23 protein-coding genes and 1 riboswitch are annotated in these 20,686 nt (G+C 67.1%); of the genes, 11 read left to right on the top strand and 12 right to left on the bottom strand.

The genetic code is table 11. The features are described from left to right. Nucleotides 1-62: 62 nt before the first annotated feature. On the top strand, nucleotides 63-386 hold the full coding sequence (locus DS837_RS29730) for a DMT family transporter (protein WP_145622824.1): 324 nt from the start codon (nucleotides 63-65) through the stop codon (nucleotides 384-386). 4 nt (nucleotides 387-390) lie between these two features. Here DS837_RS29730 and DS837_RS29725 read toward each other — a convergent pair whose 3' ends face one another. Next, nucleotides 391-1,200, bottom strand: a complete 810-nt coding sequence (locus tag DS837_RS29725) for a hypothetical protein (RefSeq protein ID WP_149168042.1) — start codon at nucleotides 1,198-1,200, stop codon at nucleotides 391-393. Nucleotides 1,201-1,356: 156 nt separating this feature from the next. Next, on the bottom strand, nucleotides 1,357-2,043 hold the full coding sequence (gene mtgA, locus DS837_RS29720; protein ID WP_149168041.1) for a monofunctional biosynthetic peptidoglycan transglycosylase: 687 nt from the start codon (nucleotides 2,041-2,043) through the stop codon (nucleotides 1,357-1,359). 118 nt (nucleotides 2,044-2,161) lie between these two features. On the opposite strand from mtgA, the gene DS837_RS29715 reads away from it, so the two are divergent. Then, nucleotides 2,162-4,930, top strand: a complete 2,769-nt coding sequence (locus DS837_RS29715) for an ATP-dependent DNA helicase (protein ID WP_149168040.1) — start codon at nucleotides 2,162-2,164, stop codon at nucleotides 4,928-4,930. Between the two features lie 10 nt (nucleotides 4,931-4,940). On the opposite strand, the gene DS837_RS29710 is transcribed toward DS837_RS29715, so the two are convergent. From DS837_RS29710 to DS837_RS29690, 5 genes are all read right to left on the bottom strand, one after another. Beyond that, on the bottom strand, nucleotides 4,941-5,552 hold the full coding sequence (locus tag DS837_RS29710; protein WP_149168039.1) for a hypothetical protein: 612 nt from the start codon (nucleotides 5,550-5,552) through the stop codon (nucleotides 4,941-4,943). 29 nt (nucleotides 5,553-5,581) lie between these two features. Further along, entirely contained in the window at nucleotides 5,582-6,115 is a 534-nt protein-coding gene (locus DS837_RS29705) for a hypothetical protein (protein WP_149168038.1), read from the bottom strand. A 454-nt stretch (nucleotides 6,116-6,569) separates the two neighbouring features. Beyond that, a complete protein-coding gene (locus DS837_RS29700) occupies nucleotides 6,570-7,493 on the bottom strand; it encodes a homoserine O-succinyltransferase (protein ID WP_149168037.1) in 924 nt (307 codons plus the stop codon). Nucleotides 7,494-7,542: 49 nt separating this feature from the next. Further along, nucleotides 7,543-7,647: riboswitch (SAM-I-IV-variant riboswitch) on the bottom strand. Between the two features lie 88 nt (nucleotides 7,648-7,735). Further along, nucleotides 7,736-9,427: a methyl-accepting chemotaxis protein gene (locus DS837_RS29695; protein ID WP_149168036.1), complete on the bottom strand. Its 1,692-nt coding sequence runs from the start codon at nucleotides 9,425-9,427 to the stop codon at nucleotides 7,736-7,738. 237 nt (nucleotides 9,428-9,664) lie between these two features. Then, entirely contained in the window at nucleotides 9,665-10,612 is a 948-nt protein-coding gene (locus DS837_RS29690) for an AEC family transporter (RefSeq protein ID WP_149168035.1), read from the bottom strand. Between the two features lie 147 nt (nucleotides 10,613-10,759). Between DS837_RS29690 and DS837_RS29685 the strand changes: the two genes are divergently transcribed. Beyond that, on the top strand, nucleotides 10,760-11,164 hold the full coding sequence (locus DS837_RS29685) for a tellurite resistance TerB family protein (protein WP_014241609.1): 405 nt from the start codon (nucleotides 10,760-10,762) through the stop codon (nucleotides 11,162-11,164). Nucleotides 11,165-11,175: 11 nt separating this feature from the next. After that, on the top strand, nucleotides 11,176-12,054 hold the full coding sequence (locus DS837_RS29680; protein WP_149168034.1) for an NAD(P)-dependent oxidoreductase: 879 nt from the start codon (nucleotides 11,176-11,178) through the stop codon (nucleotides 12,052-12,054). 5 nt (nucleotides 12,055-12,059) lie between these two features. On the opposite strand, the gene DS837_RS29675 is transcribed toward DS837_RS29680, so the two are convergent. After that, nucleotides 12,060-12,527, bottom strand: a complete 468-nt coding sequence (locus DS837_RS29675; RefSeq protein ID WP_149168033.1) for an acetyltransferase — start codon at nucleotides 12,525-12,527, stop codon at nucleotides 12,060-12,062. Nucleotides 12,528-12,544: 17 nt separating this feature from the next. Next, nucleotides 12,545-13,564, bottom strand: coding sequence for an aspartate-semialdehyde dehydrogenase (locus tag DS837_RS29670; RefSeq protein WP_149168032.1), 1,020 nt, complete (start codon nucleotides 13,562-13,564; stop codon nucleotides 12,545-12,547). Nucleotides 13,565-13,696: 132 nt separating this feature from the next. On the opposite strand from DS837_RS29670, the gene DS837_RS29665 reads away from it, so the two are divergent. The 5 genes from DS837_RS29665 to DS837_RS29645 all read left to right on the top strand — a co-directional run bounded on the left by DS837_RS29665 (nucleotide 13,697) and on the right by DS837_RS29645 (nucleotide 17,600). Continuing rightward, nucleotides 13,697-13,960 carry a hypothetical protein gene (locus tag DS837_RS29665; RefSeq protein ID WP_149168031.1) on the top strand — a complete coding sequence of 88 codons (264 nt, stop codon included), beginning with the start codon at nucleotides 13,697-13,699 and terminating at the stop codon, nucleotides 13,958-13,960. 248 nt (nucleotides 13,961-14,208) lie between these two features. Beyond that, the gene (sdhC, locus tag DS837_RS29660; RefSeq protein WP_149168030.1) at nucleotides 14,209-14,598 is read left to right on the top strand and encodes a succinate dehydrogenase, cytochrome b556 subunit; all 390 of its coding nucleotides are present in this window, start codon (nucleotides 14,209-14,211) and stop codon (nucleotides 14,596-14,598) included. 11 nt (nucleotides 14,599-14,609) lie between these two features. Then, nucleotides 14,610-15,005, top strand: coding sequence for a succinate dehydrogenase, hydrophobic membrane anchor protein (gene sdhD, locus DS837_RS29655; protein WP_149168029.1), 396 nt, complete (start codon nucleotides 14,610-14,612; stop codon nucleotides 15,003-15,005). Nucleotides 15,006-15,011: 6 nt separating this feature from the next. Then, nucleotides 15,012-16,793, top strand: coding sequence for a succinate dehydrogenase flavoprotein subunit (sdhA, locus tag DS837_RS29650; protein ID WP_145622812.1), 1,782 nt, complete (start codon nucleotides 15,012-15,014; stop codon nucleotides 16,791-16,793). Nucleotides 16,794-16,823: 30 nt separating this feature from the next. Continuing rightward, on the top strand, nucleotides 16,824-17,600 hold the full coding sequence (locus DS837_RS29645; RefSeq protein ID WP_014241601.1) for a succinate dehydrogenase iron-sulfur subunit: 777 nt from the start codon (nucleotides 16,824-16,826) through the stop codon (nucleotides 17,598-17,600). 82 nt (nucleotides 17,601-17,682) lie between these two features. On the opposite strand, the gene DS837_RS29640 is transcribed toward DS837_RS29645, so the two are convergent. Then, nucleotides 17,683-17,886, bottom strand: coding sequence for a hypothetical protein (locus DS837_RS29640; protein WP_035675800.1), 204 nt, complete (start codon nucleotides 17,884-17,886; stop codon nucleotides 17,683-17,685). A 153-nt stretch (nucleotides 17,887-18,039) separates the two neighbouring features. On the opposite strand from DS837_RS29640, the gene DS837_RS29635 reads away from it, so the two are divergent. After that, entirely contained in the window at nucleotides 18,040-18,888 is an 849-nt protein-coding gene (locus DS837_RS29635; protein WP_149168028.1) for a branched-chain amino acid aminotransferase, read from the top strand. A gap of 141 nt (nucleotides 18,889-19,029) precedes the next feature. Continuing rightward, complete coding sequence (locus DS837_RS29630; RefSeq protein WP_149168027.1) at nucleotides 19,030-19,608, top strand: hypothetical protein; 579 nt, start codon at nucleotides 19,030-19,032, stop codon at nucleotides 19,606-19,608. Nucleotides 19,609-19,618: 10 nt separating this feature from the next. On the opposite strand, the gene DS837_RS29625 is transcribed toward DS837_RS29630, so the two are convergent. Next, entirely contained in the window at nucleotides 19,619-19,894 is a 276-nt protein-coding gene (locus DS837_RS29625; protein WP_247890197.1) for a hypothetical protein, read from the bottom strand. Nucleotides 19,895-20,034: 140 nt separating this feature from the next. Continuing rightward, the gene (locus DS837_RS29620) at nucleotides 20,035-20,667 is read right to left on the bottom strand and encodes a S24 family peptidase (protein WP_149168025.1); all 633 of its coding nucleotides are present in this window, start codon (nucleotides 20,665-20,667) and stop codon (nucleotides 20,035-20,037) included. Between the last annotated feature and the right edge of the window lie 19 nt (nucleotides 20,668-20,686).

Genomic DNA, 20,686 nt, shown 5'->3' with positions numbered 1-20,686 from the left:
GCGCTTGTTCGCACCGCCGTTCGGGCGCATCTCTGGATGTGGATCACCCGCCGAGGACCCGCATGAGCTGGCTGTTTCTGTCCGTCGCCATCGCCTTCGAGATCGTGGGCACCGTCGCCATGAAGATGTCCGACGGCATGACCCGCCTGTGGCCCAGCCTGGCGGTGGTGGCCTGCTATCTGGTGGCCTTCGCCATGCTGGCCCAGGCGCTGCGCGAGATCGAGGTCGGCGTGGCCTACGCCATCTGGTCCGCGGTGGGCACGGCGGCCATCGCGGCGATCGGGGTGTGGGTGTTCGGTGAGTCGCTCAGCTTCCTGAAGCTGGCGGGGATTCTGCTGATCGTGGCGGGGGTGGTGAGTTTGCGGATGTCGGGGGGCGGGGCGTAGATCCTCATGCCCGGATATCGAGCGACGGACCAGGGCCGGCCGCGACCGCCGGCACGCCGTCGCGGAACAGGGGCATGTCCTTCAGATCCTTGACGTAGCCGCCGGTGGCGACGGCCTCGGGCGATTTGTCCTTGAGGCGGTCCATGGCGCCCTTGATCATGGTGACCAGCGGGTTCTCGCTGTCGAGATCGTCCGGTTCCCGGCCGCTGCTCCGCATCGTCTGCTCGTAGCCGAACTGGTTGGCGGCGCGCTGGACCGCCCAGTTGGCCGAGCCCTTCTCCTCGTCGCTGACGCCCTCCAGGAAGGCGACGCCGGCCCGGAAGCGGGCGGCGTGATCGTTGCCCGTCGGGTCCGCGGCCATCATGGCCTGCCCCTGCTGTTGCGACATGATGGATTGGGCGGTGTCCTGCTCGTCCTTGGAGAAGCTGCCGTCGCTGTTGCTGGCGATGGCGAAGAGGGTGCGGCGGTCGAGCCCGCCATAGACGGTATCCCAGCTTTCCTGGGTAGCGTGCATGTAGTCCATCGGCTTGCCGTTCGCGGCCAGCTCCGCGTATTTGGCGTCGATGGCCGCCCGCGCGTCCTTGGCGACGGTCGCGAAATCCTTTTTGCCCGCGCTCTGGGTTGCCGTCCGGGTCACCAGGGACGCCTGAGCCGTCTCCGACAGCGTGACGACCGCGGCCGCATCGCGCGGGCCGCTGGAGGAGCCGCCGGTTGCTTCTTTCGCTTCCGCTGCGTGCTTGGGAGCGGGCGGTGTCGTGGCGGACAGGGGGACCGGCTGGCGGGCCGCACCCACCGATGGCTCCGTGACGTTCATCTGACGGCTCTCCCGTTGCCGAGGCTTGCCAATGATTGGAGGGTGCCGGCGCGCCGAACCTCTCCGAAGCCATGCATGGCAATCGCGTCAGTTTACCATAGGCTGTATCGATGGTCGATCTGCAAGTTCACAAGTTGAGTGGCGGCGGTCAGGCAGCTAACGCGCGCAATCGGCCAGCCCGTCCCGTTCCACCACCGCCATGCGCCGCTCTATGACGCCCGCCCGCCGTGCCACATAGGCGCCGGGCGGGTTCGGGGACCAGTTGCGGGGGTTGGGCAGGACGACGGCCAGCAGGGCGGCCTCGCGGCGGGTCAGGGCCGAGGCCGGCTTCTTGAAATGGTGGCGGGCGGCGGCCTCGGCGCCGTAGACGCCGTCGTCCCACTCCACGCTGTTCAGATAGACCTCCAGGATGCGGCTCTTCGGCCACAGCGTCTCGATCAGCAGGGTGAACCACGCCTCGATGCCCTTGCGGGTCCAGCTGCGGTCCGGCCAGAGAAAGGCGTTCTTGGCGGTCTGCTGGCTGATCGTGCTGCCGCCGCGCAGGCGCCGGCCCTCCTCGTTGTCCTCGAAGGCGCCTTCGATGGCCGCCCAGTCGAAGCCGCCATGGCCGCAAAACAACGTGTCCTCCGACGCGATGACGGCGCGGGCGAGGTGGGGAGACATTTGCGACAGGGGCACCCAGTCGTGCGCCAGCCCGGACCCTCCGGCGGCGCGGATCAGCATCAGCGGCGTTGCCGGCACCGGCACCACGCGGTAGAGCGCCGCCCAGCCGACGCTGAAGGCCACCAGGGCGACGGCCAGGGCCATCAGGAGTCTCAGCAGACGCCGGACCGGAAACCGCATGCGCTCGACCTCTCCTCTGCGACGCTCAAGGACGGGGGAGCACTTTCGAGGGGGCGGGCCGATCGGTCAACACGGGTTTGCTCGCATTGCGGCGGCGGGGACCACTATACTGCGCGCCATGGATCTGACCTCGGCGCCCTCCCTCCCGTCCTTCAGCCTCGATGACGCGCCGGCCCTGGTTGCCGGCGCGCGGCGCGTGGTCCTACTGACCGGCGACGGGGAGGTGGAGGAACTGGCCCCCGCCGCCGCGGCGAAGGGGGCGCGCCGACAGCCGCCGCTCGTGTGCCACGCGCGGGCGATGGCGCGGCGGCTGGGGACGGAGCCCTTCGCCGCCTTCGACCTGCTGGAGCTGTTCGCCTTCGTCCTGCCCGCCCGCTTCTGCGTGCCGACCCCGCGCGGGCTGGCCGAGGCGCTGGACCTGCCGATCCCCGACGGGCTGGAGGACGACGCGCTGGCCCTGCACCGGGCGGTGCGCAAGCTGCTGGGGTTGCTGGGCGCGCCGGGGCGGGAGGAGGCATCCGACCCCGTGGCCTTCGCCTGGGAGATGGGGCGCGCCGGCTGGCTGTGGGCGCCCGCCGTTCTGGCCGCGCTCGGCAAGCCGGACGGGCCGGAGAAGGGCGCCGGCCGCGCCGGCCTGCGCGTCTGGACCCGCATCAAGGAATGGCAGGACGGCCCGCCCGAGCCGCCGCCCGCCCACCATCCGGTGGAACCGGACGAGGCGCGGCGCCGGCTGTCGGTGATGCTGTCGGCCAGCGTGCCCGGCAAGGTCGCCGAGCCGCGCCCGCAGCAGGCCGACTACGCCAGCGCGGTCTCCGCCGCCTTCGCCCCGCGCCCCGCCCCCGACACGCCGAACGTCGTGCTGGCGGAGGCCGGGACGGGCGTCGGCAAGACGCTGGGCTATCTGGCGCCGGCCACCGTGTGGGCGGAGAAGAACGGCGGGACGGTGTGGATCTCCACCTACACCCGCAACCTCCAGCACCAGATCGACGCGGAGCTGGACCGCCTCTACCCCGAACCGGCGACCAAGGCGCGCAAGGTCGTGCTGCGCAAGGGCCGGGAAAACTACCTGTGCCTGCTGAACCTGGAGGAGGCGGTGCGCGGCATGCCGATGCAGCCGCACCACGCCATCGGGGTGGGGCTGATGGCGCGCTGGGCCGCGGCGACCCGGGACGGCGACCTGACCGGCGGCGACTTTCCCGGCTGGCTGGTCGACATCGCCGGGCGCGGGAGGACTCTGGGCCTCGCCGACCGGCGGGGCGAGTGCATCTATTCCGCCTGCGACCATTACGCCCGCTGCTACATCGAGAAGAGCGTGCGCCGCGCCCGCAAGGCCGACGTGGTGATCGCCAACCACGCGCTGGTCATGGTGCAGGCCGCACTCGGCGGCGGCGAGGAGCCGACTCTGCCCACCCGCTACGTCTTCGACGAGGGGCACCATGTCTTCGACGCGGCGGACAGCGCCTTCGCCGGGCATCTGACCGGACGCGAGACTCAGGAGCTGCGGCGCTGGCTGCTGGGCGCCGAGGAGACGGGACGCAGCCGCGCCCGCGGGCTGAAGCGCCGCATCGAGGATCTGGTCGCCAGCGACGAGCGGGCGCAGGAGCTGATGGACGCGGTGATGCTGGGCGCCCGCGTCCTGCCGGCGGAGGGCTGGGCGGCGCGGCTGTCCGCCGACAACCCGCAGGGGCCGACCGAGGCCTTCCTGCTCGCCGCGCGGCGTCAGGTCTATTCGCGGACGGCGGGGCAGGGCGGCCCCTACAGCCTGGAGGCCGACAAGGCCTACCCGGTGGACGGGCTGCTCGACGCGGCGGAGGCGCTGGAGGCGGCGCTGGTTCGGCTGGCGGAGCCGCTGGCCGGGCTGGCCAAGCGGCTGGCGGCAAGGCTGGAGGACGAGACGGCGGAGCTGGACAGCGACCAGCGGCGGCGCATCGACGCCATGGCGCGCAGCCTGACCCGGCGCGGCGTGCTGACGGTCGAGGCGTGGCGGGCCATGCTGAAGACCTTGCCGGTGGAGACCCCGGCGCAGTTCGTGGACTGGTTCGCGGTGGAGCGGATCGACGGGCGCGACGTCGATGTCGGGCTCTACCGCCACTGGATCGACCCGACCGTTCCCTTCGCCGAGGCGCTGGCCGGGCCGGCGCATGGCATGGTGGTCACCTCCGCCACCCTGACCGACGGCACCGGCGACACCGCCATGGACTGGCAGGCGGCAGAGGACCGTTGCGGCGCCAGCCACCTGCCCAAGCCGGCGCTGCGCGCCCAGGTGCCCTCGCCCTTCGACTACCCCAACCGCACGCGGGTGATGGTGGTCACCGACGTGCGCAAGGACGATCTGGGGCAGGTGGCGTCCGCCTACCGCACGCTGTTCCAGGCGGCGGGGGGCGGGGGCTTGGGGCTGTTCACCGCGATCAGCCGGCTGCGCGCCGTCTACGACCGCATCGTGGAGCCGCTGGACGCCACCGGCGTCCCGCTCTACGCCCAGCATGTCGACCCGCTGGACGTGGCGACCCTGATCGACATCTTCCGGGGGGAGGAGCACGCCTGCCTGCTCGGCACCGACGCGGTGCGCGACGGGGTGGACGTGCCGGGCCGCTCGCTGCGGCTGATCGTCTTCGACCGGGTGCCCTGGCCGCGCCCCGACATCCTGCACCGCGCCCGGCGCGACGCCTTCGGGCGACGGCGCTACGAGGACATGATCGCGCGGCTGCGGCTGAAGCAGGCCTTCGGCCGGCTGGTGCGGCGGGCCGACGACACGGGGGTCTTCGTGTTGCTCGACCCGATGATGCCGAGCCGCCTGTTCGGCGCCTTCCCCGAGGGGGTGGAGGTCCGCCGCGTCGGCATCAAGGAGGCCGTGGAGGCGACGGCGGAGTTCCTGCGGGGCTGGTGAGCGCTCCGAATTATTGGCGTTTTTCCTTTGTGGACAGAACTTTATTCGTGATCGGAGCTTGCTTGATCGGGGTGGTTATGGTTTGTGCTGAAGGACTTTCATCATTGAATATTTTACCCTTTTCGATTTGTTGTCTTGTTTGGGAATTGCTTGAGGGTATGACGAATGGATTGGTTCTCCATTCATCGGTTTTCGTTTTGATAACAAGAATGTATTTCCCGGCCCCAAGCCTGGGGCTGACGTTGAAGTCAAAGACCAGATCCTTCTCCTGCCCTTCTTCTATATTATTTAAATTTGGTGCTGATGTAATGACTGAATCGAAGGGGGCTATAGGTTCATCGTTCTGATTTGATTCTGCTCTGTTGTAGAAATCGGAGTATCGGTAAAATTCAATGAGAATTGGGTTGTTTTCCTGCAGTCTCCCTGCAGGGAACATGTGGACAGCAAATCCTACGCGATTCGCGGTCGATTCCTTCTTCTGTATAACTTGAGAAATTTTCGCGTCTATAAGATTGTTTCTGGGAATGGTTGCTGGGCCAACACAAGCCACGACGAGCAGCAAAAATCCCAAAAGCAGGCTGGCTTTTGGCGTTGGTCGGAGCGGACGTTCTATCGTTGTCATGGCTGTGTGGCCTATCCCTGTTTGTTTTCTCAAATCTCAATGAGGTAAATTTGAGAATTCGTGGGATTATAAGTTTGAACTGCCGTTCTGTATTGAATGGCGTACGTCCCGAGGCGCGTGGATGCACCTTTGCGAGCGGTAAGCGTTCCCATCTGATTGGGGGCGAGGTTGACGCGGTCCGTTCGCGGTTGGAGGGGTTCGAAGGCCGTTTCGAAATAGTTCTCAGCGTATGGCCCCTGGAGACGTGCCAAGTGTTCCCTTGCGCGGACGCCAGAGTACCAAAACTGCGTTTCGATCAGCCCGTTCGACGCCTGTTGAGTCGGATTGACGAAATCCGCGGCTGCGACTTCCGTTCCGCCGGTTTTGTAACCCATCAGCTCGCGAAAAGCCGTCAGGGCCGCGATGGCGTAGGAAGAAATTTTGTCCCCAGCGATGCGAATGTCCGCAGTCGAGCAACCACTCAGAATGGTTGGAATAACCAGACTTGATGTCATGCCGATAATCAAACTTCTTCTTGTGATTGGCGATGATGAAAATGAAATCTCAAATCCGCTTTCGTTCATATCTGCCTCCGCTTTTTAAAAGAAACACGTGGGAAGCAAAAATATAGAATTATAATCAGTTTAATGAAAATGCGTCAGTTGGACGCCATGCGATTGCATGTCAACCAAAGTTTGAATATATTTTCATTTGATTGAAGCGGGTCAAAAAGGCCGCAGATTTTCGTATGTTTGGCTATCTTAGAGAAATTTCTCAAAAAATTCGTTGTAGAAAGATGAACTATCGATTGGTCATGATGTGTTGTCGTTGTTTATCATTGCCAGTCATCATCGTAAAATATAGCATTTTATCAAAATTGAATATTCTATGCTTGCTGTTGGTTGGTGCGCAGTTATCCGGCAGGCAAGATATGGACGCCGATGGCGCTCGCCGCGAAGGGAAAAGTGCCGGAGTGTACGCCGTTGCGACTCGGAACGGCAACCTGACCGGCGGCGATTTTCCCGGCTGGCAGGCGGCCTATCCTCCCGTTCCGATCCGGTCGACCTCGAAGGGCGTCGTCTGGTAGATCTGGTTGATCCAGTTCGCGAACAGCAGATGGGCGTGGCTCCGCCACCGGTTCTCGGGCGGGCGGCTCGGATCGTCGTCCGGAAAATAGCCGTGGGGAACCGGCGTCGCCGCGTCCTTGGCGACGTCCCGGACATACTCGTTGCGCAGCGTGTCCGTGTCATACTCGATGTGGTTGAACATGTGCAGCGACCGGTGGGCGGCGTCCTCCAGCAGGCAGGGGCCGGCCTCCGGGGAATCCAGGAGCACGCGCAGGCCGCTGTCGGGGGGGATGTCCTCCTCGCGCACTTCGGTCCAGCGCGACACCGGGATGGGCACGCCGTCGGACAGGCCGCACAGATAGGGCGAGGCGGGCGCGCGGTTGCGGTGCCGGTACACGCCGGACGCCTTGCGCGACAGAAGATGTTTCGGCACGCCGTGGAAATGATGAAGGGCGGCCTGCGCCGCCCAACAGATGTTCAGGCAGGAATGGACGTGGCTCTGCGTCCAGTCGAAGACCGAACACAGCTCGTCCCAGTAGGACACTTCCTCGAAGGGCATCGTTTCGACCGGGGCGCCGGTGATGATGAAGCCGTCGAATTTTTCGCGGCGCGCGTCCTCCCACGACCGGTAGAAGGCGCTCATGTGGTCCGCCGCGGTGTTGCGCGGCACATGGTTGGTGATCCGGATCAGCGACAGCTCGACCTGAAGCGGCGTGCTGCCGAGAAGGCGCGCGATCTGCGTCTCGGTCCGGATCTTGTCAGGCATCAGGTTGAGCAGGCCGAAGCGCAGGGGCCGGATGTCCTGCCGGATGGCGTCGGCCTCCTGCATGACCATGACGCCCTCGGCCTGCAGGGCGGTGAAGGCGGGAAGATCGTTGGGTATCCTGATGGGCATGACTCGTCCGGCTCCGCTGTCGGTGCATCGGTCGGAACAGACGTCATGGCGAACCCCGTTTGTTTGCCGGTCCGGCCACATCCCCCTTCGGGGCGCCACCTTGCTCGGGAAAGCAGGTTGGCGTTGAGCGTCCGCTCAACTCTTGATGCGCGGCGCACATTATACGGGCAGCGGCGGCTTGGCAACAGCGGCGGGACCGCCGGTGGGCGGTCCCGATCACAGGATCCTCAGGCCGCCTCGCCTCAGGCCGCCTTGATGGCGACGAGGAAATTCTCCACCTCGCTCTTCAGGCGCATCGCCCCCTGGTTCAGGTCGCCGGAGGCCGACATCACCTGGGTCGCGGCGCTGCCGGTCTCGGTCGCGGCCTGCGACACGCGGCCGATGTTGCTCGTCACTTCCTGGGTGCTCTGCGCCGCCTGCTGGACGCTGCGACTGATCTCCTGGGTCGCCGCACCCTGCTCCTCGATGGCGGCGGCGATGGAGGAGGAGATGTCGTTGATCGAGGCGATGGTCGCCCCGATTCCGCGGATGGCGCCGACCGCCCCGCCGGTGGCCGCCTGGATGGCGCCGATCTGCTGGGCGATCTCCTCCGTCGCCTTGGAGGTCTGGTTGGCGAGGCTCTTCACCTCGCTCGCCACGACGGCGAAGCCCTTGCCGGCCTCGCCGGCGCGGGCCGCCTCGATGGTGGCGTTCAGCGCCAGCAGGTTGGTCTGGGCGGCGATGTTCTGGATCAGGTCCACCACGTCGCCAATGCGCTGCGCCGCCTCCGACAACCCCTGCACGGTGGCGTTGGTGCGGTCGGCCTCGTCCACCGCCTTGCCGGCGATGCCGGCCGACTGCGACACCTGCTGGGAGATCTCGGTGATGGAGGCGGCCATCTCCTCCGACGCGGCGGCGACGGTCTGCACGTTGGTGGAGGTCAGTTCGGCCGCCGCCGCCGCGCTGCCGGCCTCGGCGCGGGTGTGCTCGGCGATGTCGGTCATGCTGCGGGCGGTGGTGTCGAGCTGCGACGCCGCGGCGCCCACGGTCTGCAGGACGCTGTGCACCGCGCCGTCGAAGCTGCGGATCAGCGAATCGACCCGCTCGGTGCGGCGGCGCTTGTTCTCCTCCTCGGCGGCCTGGGCGGCGGTCAAGCGCTCCGCCTCGATCAGGCCATCCTTGAAGACCTGCACCGCGCGGGCCATGGCGCCGATCTCGTCCTGCCGGTTGCCGCCTTCCACCGCGACGCCAAGGTCGCGCTTGGCCAGACGGTCCATGATGGAGGTCAGGGCGACGATGGGCCGGGCGACCGACTTCGTCATGGCGATGCCGGCGAGCAGGCAGAGGACCGCCACGAAGGCGATGGCGCCCAGAATCCAGCTTTGTGCCCCGACATAGGTGGCGCGGCCCGAGTCCGCCGCCTTCGTGGCGTTTGCGACGTTGGACGCGGTCAGGTCATTGATGAGCGCGGAGCAGTCATCGAACGCCTTGCGCGATTCCTCCCGGTAGATGCCGGTGGCCTTCTCGTTCTCGTTGGCCCGGGAGGGGGGAAGCAACTTGCCCTGGCTGATTTTCAGATAGCCGTCCCAAGCCGCCTCCCAGCGCTTGTAGGTCTGGGTTTCCCAACCGGGGGCCAGCAGCGGCTCATACTTCCGCCGGGCCTCCGCCAGGCGGTTCAGAATCGTGGCCATCTCCTTTTCGACCTCGGCCATTTCCGCCGGGTAGAGCGTCAGGATGTGGGACGCCTCCAGGATGCGGTAATCGTTCGCCGCACCGTCGATCTCTCCGATGGCGGTGACGCTGGGCAGCCAGTTGGAGCGGATTTCCTCCGCGGCGTGGTTGACGGTGCTCAGGCGGTCGACGGCGAACAGTCCCAGGGCGATCGACATCAGCAGGACCGCGACGGTGGCGGCGACCACCTTGGTCCGGATGGTCATGGAACTCAGCATGGACATGGCGCGTATCTCTTTCCCCCGAAACGATGCGGCGGCGATTGATTGTTTTGAGTCTGAACGAAAGGAGACGGCAGACCAGACGTCCATGCGTCGGGCGTTGGACTTGCCGGGATCAAATGATGGAACAACAAATATTAAGAAAGACGCAAGAAAGACGCGGGCGGTCTGCTTTGCGTTGTCGCGCGCTCTCTCTTACTGTTCGGAACGACGAACGGCCGGGAGACGGCAAGCCGAGATTCAGAGGGGCGGCGCGTAGGTGGCCAGCAGGAAGGACAGGGTGACCACGCTGGCGATGGTGGACATCAGGATCGCGGCGGAGGTGCGCTCCACATAGATGCGGTACTGGCTGGCCACCACGAAGGTCAGGGCGCCGGTGGGCAGGCCGGCGAGGATGATGGCCGACCCGGCCCAGAAGGGGTCCAGCGGGAACAGGGTCTGGATGAGGAGCCAGGCCAGCGCCGGCTGCACCACCAGTTTCAGGGCGCTGATCCAGCCGACCTCCAGCAGGTTGGCCTTCAGGCTCTGGGTCGCCAGGAACAGGCCGATGGCGAACAGCGCGCAGGGACCGGCGGAGGCGCCCATCAGGTCGCAGTAGATGGCGATCGGGCGCGGCACCGGCACGCCGGACAGAAAGACCGACCAGGCGAGCCCCAGGGCCGTGGAGATGATCAGCGGGTTCTTGACCAGCGCCCGGCCGACGTCGCGCAGCGCCTTGCCGATCCCGCCGCCCTGGCTGTTGGCGAACTCCAGCCAGATCACCGCGATGCCGACCATGATCGCGCTCATGATGACGGTGGCGAGGATGGCCGGGGCCAGACGGTCCGGGCCGAAGGCCGCCAGGAACAGCGGGATGCCCATGTAACCGGTGTTGGAGAAGCAGGCGTTCAGCCCCTGCATGCACTGGATCTGCGTCCGCTCCCGGTGGATCAGCCGGCCGAGGAGGGCGCCCAGCGCGTAGACCGCCAGCATCGAGCCGAGGAAGGCGCCGATGAAGGGGACGTTGAAGATCTCCGGAAGCGAGCGCTTCGCGGTGCCGAGGAACAGCACCGGCGGCAGGGCCATCCAGTAGACGAACTTGTTCAGCGCCTCCGACGAGGCGGGACCGAGCAGCTTCGCCTTACCGGAAAGGACGCCCGCCAGGATGATGGCGAAGACCGGGAGCGCCACGTTGAAGACCACCGACATGGGGCCCGACCTTAAGGGGCAACCCGTCCCCTGTCGAGGGACCCACCCGTCCGCCGCGGGCATAGCTCCCTTGACGGCGCTCCCTCCCTTGACGGCGCGCGGGGGGCGGGCAAGATTGGGCGGGGCCCTTTTTCCGCAGGAGTTTCGATGATCAACCATCACAGCGCGCTCATCTACGTCATGGTGCTGGTGTCGGCGTGCGACGGCGACATGACAGACGCGGAGCTTGAGGCCATCGGCGAGAACGTCCGCTACCTGCCGATCTTCAAGGATTTCGACATCGACCGGCTGACCGACGTGACCCGCGAATGCTCCGGCCTGCTGGCCGACGCCGACGGGCTGGAGACGACGCTCCAGATCGTCAAGGAGGCGATTCCGTCCAAGCTGTCGGAGACCGCCTACGCGCTCGCCTGCGACATCGCCGCGGCTGATCCGTCGGCCTCGCAGGAGGAGCTGCGGATGCTGGAGCTGATCCGGCACAAGCTGGGCGTGGACCGGCTGTGCGCCGCCGCCATCGAACGCGGCGCGCGGGCGCGCCACACCCGCCTGTGACGGACCGGGACATGAGCGGGCAGACGGCTCTGACGGGGCGGACGGTCGGCTTCATCGGGCTCGGCCTGATGGGCCGGCCGATGGCCCGCAATCTGGCGAAGGCCGGCGCGGCGCTGGTGATCAGCAGCCGCAGCCCCGGCCCGGTCGAGGAACTGGCGGCCGAGGGCATGAGCCCCGCCGCCAACCCCGCCGAGGTCGCCGCCCGCGCCGACGCCATCGTTCTGATGCTGTCGGACACCGTGGCGGTGGAGGCGGTGGCGGCGTCGCTGATCGACGCGCTGCGGCCCGGCCATCTCGTCATCGACATGGGCACCACGGCGGTCGGGGCGACCCGCAAGCTGGCCGAGGCCGTCCGCGCCAAGGGCGCCGACTGGGTGGACGCCCCGGTGTCCGGCGGCACGGTGGCGGCGGAGGCCGGCGGCCTGACCATCATGGCCGGCGGCACGGAGGAGGCCTTCGCCCGCGCCCTGCCGCTGTTCCAGGCGATGGGCCAGCGCATCACCCATGTCGGCGACAGCGGGGCCGGGCAGGTCGCCAAGATGGCCAATCAGGTGATCGTCGCGCTGAGCATCGGCGCGGTGGCCGAGGCGCTGGCGCTGGCCAAGGCGGCGGGGGTGGAGCCGGGAAAGGTCCGCGAGGCCATCCGCGGCGGCTTCGCCGAGTCGCGCATCCTGGACCTGCACGGCCAGCGCATGGTCTCCGGCGACTTCACGCCGGGCGGCCGCGTGGTCACCCAGATCAAGGACCTGAAACAGGCGGAGGAGCTGGCGGAGCAGTCCGGCATCCAGCTTCCCGCGCTGGGCCTCAGCCTGGAGCTGTTCGAGTTGCTGGCCGAGCAGGGCGACGGCGGGCTGGACCACTCCGCCCTCTACCGGCTGTTCGTCAAGTAAGGCCTTCAGGCGCCGGTCGGGTCGTCCTGGCCGGCGCCATCGAGGGCGAGATGCAGCAAGGGGAACGGACGGCCGCTGTCGTCCAGCGCGGAACGCCCGACCTCCCGGAAGCCGAGGCGCCGATAGAAAGCCCGGGCGGCGTTGTTCTGCTCGTTCACATCCACCGTAAGATCCGCTCCGCCATCGAGAGCGTGGGCGATGAGGGCGCGGCCGATCCCACGACCATGCCATGCCGGATCGACGAACAGCGTGTCGATCTTCCGTCCGGTCATGCCCAGGAAGCCGACCGGCCGGTCGTCACCGTCCACGGCGACCAGCAGCGCCGCCGCCGGAAGATATTGGTTGCGGACGAGGTCGGCGTAGAAGCCGATGTCCTCCTCGCTCAGGAAGTCGTGCGTGCTGCGCACCGCGGCGAGCCAGACGGCGAACAGCGCCGGGGCGTCGTCCGGGCGGGAGGGACGGATCGGGATCATGATCGGCCCCTTGCGACTCACTCCTCCAGATACTCCTTCACCAGCAGCTCGGCGATCTGCACGGCGTTGAGCGCGGCGCCCTTGCGCAGGTTGTCGGTGGACGCCCAGAAGGACAGGCCGTTGTCCACCGTGTAGTCCTCGCGGATGCGGCTGACAAAGACCGGGTCGTCGCCGGCGACCTCGACCGGGGTGATGTAGCCGTCGTTCTCCTGCTGGTCGATCACCTGCATGCCCGGCGCCTTGCGCAGGATGCGGCGGGCCTCCTCGGCGGTCACCGGCTCCACGCACTCGATGGTGATCGCCGCGGAATGGCCGATGAAGACGGGGACGCGGACGCAGGTCGCGCTGACCTTGATCTTGGGATCGAGGATCTTCTTCGTCTCGACGTTCATCGCCCACTCGTCCCGCGTCGCGCCGTCCTCCATGAAGGGGCCGATGTGCGGGATGACGTTGAAGGCGATCTGCTTGGAGAAGACGGACTTCTGCACCGGGTCGTTCACGTAGATGGCACGGGTCTGGCTGAACAGCTCGTCCATGCCGTCCTTGCCGGCGTCCGAGGCCGCCTGGTAGGTGGAGACCACGACGCGGCTCACCGTGAATTGCCCGTGCAGGGGCTTCAGCGCCATGGCGAGCAGGATGGCCGCGCCGCCGGGGCTGGCGACGATGTTCTTCTTCGCGTAGCCGGCGAGCGCGTCGGCGTTGACCTCCGGGACCACCAGGGGGACGTCGGGGTCCATGCGGAACTGCGGGCTGGCGTCGATCACCACGGCGCCCGCCGCGGCGGCGCGCGGCGCGTGGGCCGCCGAAACCTTGGCGTCCGCGGCGAACAGCGCGATGTCCACGCCCGTGAAGTCGAAGCGGCCGACGTCCTCGACCTTCAGCACCGCGTCCTCGCCGAAGGACACCTCCTTGCCGACCGCGCTGTCGGCGGCCATGGCGATCACCGCATCGGCCGGGAACCGGCGGTCGGCGAGGGTGGCCAGCATTTCCCGTCCGACGTTGCCGGTGGCGCCGACGACCGCGACTGTGTAGCCCATGGCGGTTAATCCCTGTGATCTGCGGTGCGAAGAGGGCTTGAGGTATGCGGTTCCCATTGGAATTGCAACAGCGCCCGCGTTGTGACACCGTGTCCGCCCTATCACGAACGACCGCGACCGGCACACCGGGGCATGGCCACTCCGCTCGAAGACATCATTGCCAAGGCGATCAAGGACGCGGACAAGTCCTTCTTCAACGAGGACTACACCAAGCAGGCGCGCTCGGTGATGAGCGCGCTGAAGAAGGCCGGCTACGAGGTCGCTCCGGTCCGCCCGCCCGAGGGGCTGGTGGAGTGGGCCAAGGAGAACATCCCCTTCGGCCGGCTGCGTCCGGCGGAGCTGATTACCCAGATGTATTCGATGATGGTGGAGAATGTTCGCCGCTTCGACAAGTAATAGGCTGAACCGCAAAACCGCGTTTCGGCCCTGGTAATACCAGCTGCAGCAAAGCCCGTTAGTTTTCAGGCACTTCCCGCGGTGCGCCATTTTGGCCACGGCCAAGTCCCTGCCGTTGACTCATGTGCGGGAGAGGCGTAATTCAATCGCCAAACACAGCAGGGCTTAAAACTTTCGGTCTCGCATCACCCGCCGTCGCGGCAACAGCCCTCCTTGCCGCGACCGGTCGCCGAACTGAGGACGACGCAATGGCAAACGGCAGCGGTCGGCCGCTCTCTCCGCATCTGCAGGTCTACAAACTCCCCAGGACCGCGATCCTGTCCATCACGCACCGCATCACGGGCGTGGGGCTGGCCGTGGGTACCCTTCTGCTGACTTGGTGGTTGGTCGCCGCCGCCACCAGCCCCGCCGCGTACGAGCGCGCGCAGCACTTCATCGGCTCGTTCTTCGGGCTGCTGCTGATGTTCGGCTGGTCGCTGGCGCTCTACTATCACCTGTGCAACGGCATCCGGCATCTGGTGTGGGACGCCGGCAAGGCGTTCGAGCTGAGCGAGGCCGATCGCGGCAACCAGATCGTCATCGGTGCGGCGGTCGTGCTGACCGTGCTGACCTGGATCATCGGCCTGGCCGTGTGGTGAGGAGAGAAGACATGGCGTCCAACAGCAAGACCCTCCGTTCGCCGCTGCAGATCGCGCGCGGCCTGGGCTCCGCCAAGCACGGCACCGAGCATTGGTGGCACCAGCGCGTGACCGCCATCGCCCTGGTGCCGCTGACCGTCTGGTTCGTCTTCGGGGTGATCCGCCATCTCGGCGCCGACCACGCGGCCTTCGTCGCGTGGCTGGAGTCGCCCTTCTCGGCACTGATGATGGTGCTGACCGCCGTGGTCACCTTCCACCACGCCCAGGCCGGCCTGCAGGTGGTGATCGAGGACTACGTGCACAATGAGATGGCGAAGATCCTGAGCATCCTGGCCGTGAAAGCCCTGTGCTTCGTGCTGGGTGCCGCCTGCGTGATCGCCGTCCTCAAGATTTCGTTCGGAGTCTGACGAGCCATGGCCGCCTACGATATTATCGATCATTCCTATGACGTCGTCGTCGTCGGTGCCGGCGGTGCGGGCCTGCGCGCCACCTTTGGCATGGCCGAAAAAGGCCTGAAGACGGCGTGCATCACCAAGGTCTTCCCGACCCGCTCGCACACCGTGGCCGCCCAGGGCGGCATCTCGGCGGCGCTCGGCAACATGAGCGAGGACGACTGGCGCTTCCACATGTACGACACCGTCAAGGGGTCGGACTGGCTGGGCGACCAGGACGCCATCGAGTACATGTGCCGCGAGGCCATCCCGGCGATCATCGAGCTGGAGCACTACGGCGTGCCCTTCTCGCGCACCCCGGAAGGCAAGATCTACCAGCGCGCCTTCGGCGGCATGACCGCCCATTACGGCAAGCAGCAGGCCTACCGCACCTGTGCGGCGGCCGACCGCACCGGCCACGCCATCCTGCACACGCTCTACCAGCAGTCGCTGAAGCACGAGGCGGAGTTCTTCGTCGAGTACTTCGCGCTGGACCTCATCATGGAGGACGGCGTCTGCAAGGGCGTGGTGGCCTGGAACCTCGACGACGGCACCATCCACCGCTTCCGCGCCCAGCTCGTCGTTCTGGCGACGGGCGGCTACGGCCGCGCCTACTTCTCCGCCACCTCGGCCCACACCTGCACGGGCGACGGCGGCGGCATGGTGCTGCGCGCCGGCCTGCCGCTGCAGGACATGGAGTTCGTGCAGTTCCACCCGACCGGCATCTACGGCTCCGGCTGTCTGATCACCGAGGGCGTGCGCGGCGAGGGCGGCTACCTCACCAACTCCAACGGCGAGCGCTTCATGGAGCGTTACGCGCCGTCGGCCAAGGACCTCGCCTCGCGCGACGTGGTGTCCCGCTCGATGACCATCGAGATCCGCGAGGGTCGCGGCGTCGGTGAGCACAAGGACCACATCCACCTGCACCTGGAGCATCTCCCGCCGGAGATCATCCACCAGCGCCTGCCCGGCATCGCCGAGACGGCCAAGATCTTCGCCGGCGTGGACGTCACCAAGGAGCCGATCCCGGTTCTACCGACGGTGCACTACAACATGGGCGGCATCCCCACCAACTTCCGGTGCGAGGTCGTCAACCCGACCGCCGAGGACCCGGACCGCGTGGTGCCCGGCCTGATGGCCATCGGCGAGGCGGCCTGCGTGTCGGTGCACGGCGCGAACCGTCTCGGCTCCAACTCGCTGCTCGACCTCGTGGTGTTCGGCCGTTCGGCGGCCATCCGCGCCGCCGAGATCGTCGAGAAGGGCAAGTCGGTGTCATCGTCCGCCGCCGCGACCGACGTCGCCCTGGAGCGTTTCGATCGCATCCGCAACGCCAAGGGCTCCATCAAGTCGTCGGAGCTTCGCCTGGAAATGCAGCGGACCATGCAGAACAACTGCGCGGTCTTCCGCACCGGCGAGGTGCTGGAGGAGGGCGTCAAGCTCATCGACCAGACCTTCGCCAAGAAGGGCGACATGGCGATCAGCGACCGTTCGCTGGTCTGGAACTCCGACCTCGTCGAAGCCATCGAGCTGGACAACCTGCTGTACCAGGCGGTCGCCACGCTCCACTCGGCGAAGAACCGGCCGGAGAGCCGCGGCGCCCACGCCCGCGAGGACTATCCGGACCGCGACGACGAGAACTGGATGAAGCACACCGTCATCGAGGTGTCGGACAAGGGCGAGACGAAGATCGGGTACCGCCCGGTCCATCTCTACACCCTGACCGACGAGGTGCAGGTGTTCCCGCCCAAGGCCCGCGTCTACTAAGGCGGCAAGAGCAAGGCAAGGATACGAACCATGGTCGAATTCAACCTGCCCGCCAATTCCAAGGTCGGCGTCGGCAAGACCATCAACGCCGCCAGCGGCGCCAAGCGGGCGAAGACCTTCAAGATCTACCGCTGGTCGCCGGATGACGGACAGAACCCGCGGGTCGACACCTACGTCGTCGACCTCGACAAGTTCGGCCCGATGATCCTGGACGCGATCATCTACATCAAGAACAACATCGACTCGACCCTGACCTTCCGGCGCTCCTGCCGCGAGGGCATCTGCGGGTCCTGCGCGATGAACATCGACGGCACCAACACGCTGGCCTGCCTGAAGGCCATCGAAGAGGTGAAGGGCGACGTCAAGATCTACCCGCTGCCGCACATGCCGGTGGTCAAGGATCTCGTCCCCGACCTGAAGCACATCTACGCCCAGCTCGCCTCGATCAAGCCGTGGCTGCAGTCGCAGTCGCCGGCCCCGAGCCGCGAGCGCCTGCAGTCGCCGGAGGACCGCGCCAAGCTGGACGGCCTCTACGAGTGCATCCTGTGCTTCTGCTGCTCGACCTCCTGCCCCAGCTACTGGTGGAACGGCGACCGCTATCTCGGCCCGTCGATCCTGCTCCAGGCCTACCGCTGGATCGTGGACAGCCGCGACGAGATGACGGGCGAGCGCCTCGACAACCTCGAGGATCCGTTCCGCCTCTACCGCTGCCACACCATCATGAACTGCACCAAGGCGTGCCCGAAGGGTCTCAACCCGGCCAAGGCCATCGCCGAGATCAAGAAGCTGATGGTTCAGCGCCGCTGATCCGTCCGTTTCGGTTCACCGATGAAGAACGGGGCGCCTCCGCAAGGGGGCGCCCCGTTTGCTTTGGTGCCGGACAGCGGTGTCAAGCGAAGTCAGGGTCGGTGGGCCGGGAGGGGGGCAGGTCGTCGTTGGGCAGGGGGGAGGGCATGTCCTCCTGCGGGCCGGGGGTCGGGAGGTCCGGGTTGTCGGTCAGGGGTCCCGGGGTGGGAACGTCCTGGCCCGGCGGCGGGAAGGGCGGGGCCGCGCGCAGCGGCTGCGGAAAGGCGCTCGAATAGGTCCAGCCCATGGGTCGTTCGCTCCCGGTGTGATGAAGGTGTCCTGCATCAACCGTCCGGCCGGCCCGTCTGCGCAGGTTGACCGACGGCGATGAGGGGGTATGCTTTTCGGGGGAGCGAACCATCCGGATAGAACCAACCCGAAGCCAAAAAGGGAGAAGATCATGGGCAGCACGGCCGATCAGGCGTTGAGCTACATCCAGGGCGAATGGATCGCGGGCAACCCCGCCATCGTCGGCCCGATGACTCACGCGCTCTGGCTGTCTTCGGTCGTTTTCGACGGCGCCCGCGCCTTTCAGGGCGTGGCCCCCGACCTCGACCGCCACTGCGCCCGCGTCGTGCGCTCCGCCCAGGTGATGGGCCTCGCCCCCATGCTGACCGCCGGAGAAATCGAGGAGCTGTGCTGGGACGGCATCCGCCGTTTCCCCAAGGAGGCCGAGCTCTACATCCGGCCCATGTTCTACGCCGAAGAGGGCTTCGTCGCCCCCGACGCGGAGAGCACGCGCTTCGTCCTGTCGGTCTACGAGGCGCCGCTGCCCAGCGCCGCGGGCTTCACCGCTTGCCTGTCCAGCCGCCGCCGTCCGATGCCGGACATGGCCCCGACCGAGGCCAAGGCCGCCTGCCTCTACCCCAACGCCGGGCTGGCGCTGAAGGAGGCGCGGGAGCGCGGTTTCGACAACGCCATCATGCTCGACCCCATCGGCAACGTGGCGGAGTTCGCCACCGCCAACCTGTTCATCGCCAAGGACGGGGTGGTCCGCACGCCGGTGCACAACGGGACCTTCCTCAACGGCATCACCCGCCAGCGCGTGATCGCCCTGCTGCGCGACGACGGCGTGGCGGTGGAGGAGGCCACCCTGAGCCCCCGCGACGTCCTGGAGGCGGACGAGGTGTTCTCGACCGGCAATTACGCGAAGGTGGTTCCGGTCACCCGCGTCGAGGACCGCGCCCTGCAGCCCGGTCCCCTGGCCGCGCGGGCACGGGCGCTCTATTGGGAGTTCGCCTTCCGCTGATCGGCGTCGATCGATCCAGAACGCCGGTTTCCGGGCGGTATGCGGCCCAGAAACCGGCTTGATAGGCGGCCTGTTCCGCGGCATGATTCCTGTGAAACGGTGGACCGGTCCACCGGAGGAATCAGTTCAGGGGGGAAGGGCATGCAATTCCGCGAACGGCGCCGCGTGATCCAGGTTATCCGCACCGTCTACGATCCGGACCTGAAGCGCGGGCGGTCGGAACTGGTCGGGAAGATCGACAAGGCCGCGCCCCTGGTCACCGACAGGCTCCAGAAAAGCTGCACGCCGGAAGAGTTGTCGGAGATCCTTACTTATCTGGACGACCGCCACAACCGCCTGCGCAACGAGGCGGTGCGCGCCGGGGCGGAAACCCTGCCGGCCCAGATGCGGGAGGCGGCGGAGTATTTCCGCACCCACCGCGACGGCGATGCGCGGGCCTTCGCCACGGAAATCCGCTTGGCGTGGGAGGAGTTGAAGACGGCCCTGCGCGAGTCCGGCTTTTCAAAGAGCAAGGTGTTGAAGAAGGCTACCGAGAAGGCCGGGGCGCCGACGGTCGCTGTGGAAGTCGCTTTGGAAGAGGTGACCGAGCCGGCGGAGGTTCCGCCTGCCGAGGCGCCGGTTCGCAAGCCGCGCGCAAGGAAGGCGAAGACCGCCCGTGTCGTTGCCCTGAACACAGAGGGTTCCAAGGCGGACGAGACCGGCGCTCCCCCGGCCGCCTGAGGGCGCGGGCTCAAGCCCCCGCAAGGAACAGGATGCTGGCGGCGTTGCGGTGGTGGGTCAGAGCGGCGGTGAGGCGGGACAGCCACGCGTCGCCAGCGGTCTGGTCGGCGGGCAGGGTGCGGCGGCGCTGTGCCGCGCCTCGCCGGGCCTCGGCGGCCAGACGGTCGTGCAGGCGAAACACCGCAGCGCAGGCCAGGGCGGTATGACGGTCCGTCCCGTCCAGAAGCGCCGTACGAAGCACGCCGCGGGGCGGCGCGTCGTCGTGGCGGCGCTCGAGATCATCCAAACGATGTGAAACGAGGGACAGCGGGGCGGGGGTTGGACGCGGCGGCGCCCCGGTGGATCCGGTCATTCCCGGACGTTAAGCCCTCCGATGGCTGAAGTAAAGGATAAATATCCTAGGACAGAGTGCCGCAGGGCTGACGCTTACTGGCTCGCCCAGACGATGCGGGCCATCCAGGCGACCTCGGCGCGCGGGATGCTGCGGTCCGGATGGGCGCGGTTGATGGAGATCAGCTCGATCTTCGTGGCGGTTTCGCGGAGGAGCTGCTTCGCCATCACCTCGCCGCCCTTGGTGCGGACGACGACGCGGTCGTTGCGCCGGATCTGCGCGGCGGGCGAGACGATGATGGTGTCGCCGTCGCGGTAGACGGGGTCCATGCTATCCCCGGCGATCTCCAGCGCATAGGCATGCGGATCGCCGATGCTGGGGAACAAAAGCTCGTCCCAGCCAACGCCCGAGGGAAAGCCGGCGTCGTCGAAGAAACCCGCGTTGCCCGCCTGCGCGTAGCCGATGACCGGCACCCGTTGGAGCGAGCCGGCGCCCGCGGAATCGCCGACGAGGCTGACGAACTCCGACAGCGACGCGCCGGTTGCCTCCAGAACCTTGGACACGCTCTCCGTCGAAGGCCAGCGGAGCTTGCCGTCGCCGGTGGTCCGCTTGCTCTTGTTGAAGGTCGTCGGATCGAGCCCCGCGCGCCGCGCGAGCCCGGAGGCCGACAGCCCGTGCTGGGCCGCGAGGCGGTCGATCGCCCGCCAGATGTCCGCATGTTTGAGCATGGGAGGATAATCACATAAA

It is taken from the genome of Azospirillum brasilense (assembly GCF_008365405.1).
Lineage (GTDB): Bacteria > Pseudomonadota > Alphaproteobacteria > Azospirillales > Azospirillaceae > Azospirillum > Azospirillum brasilense_D.
Note: the sequence above shows the minus strand (reverse complement) of the source record. Positions and strands in the feature narration are given on the sequence as shown.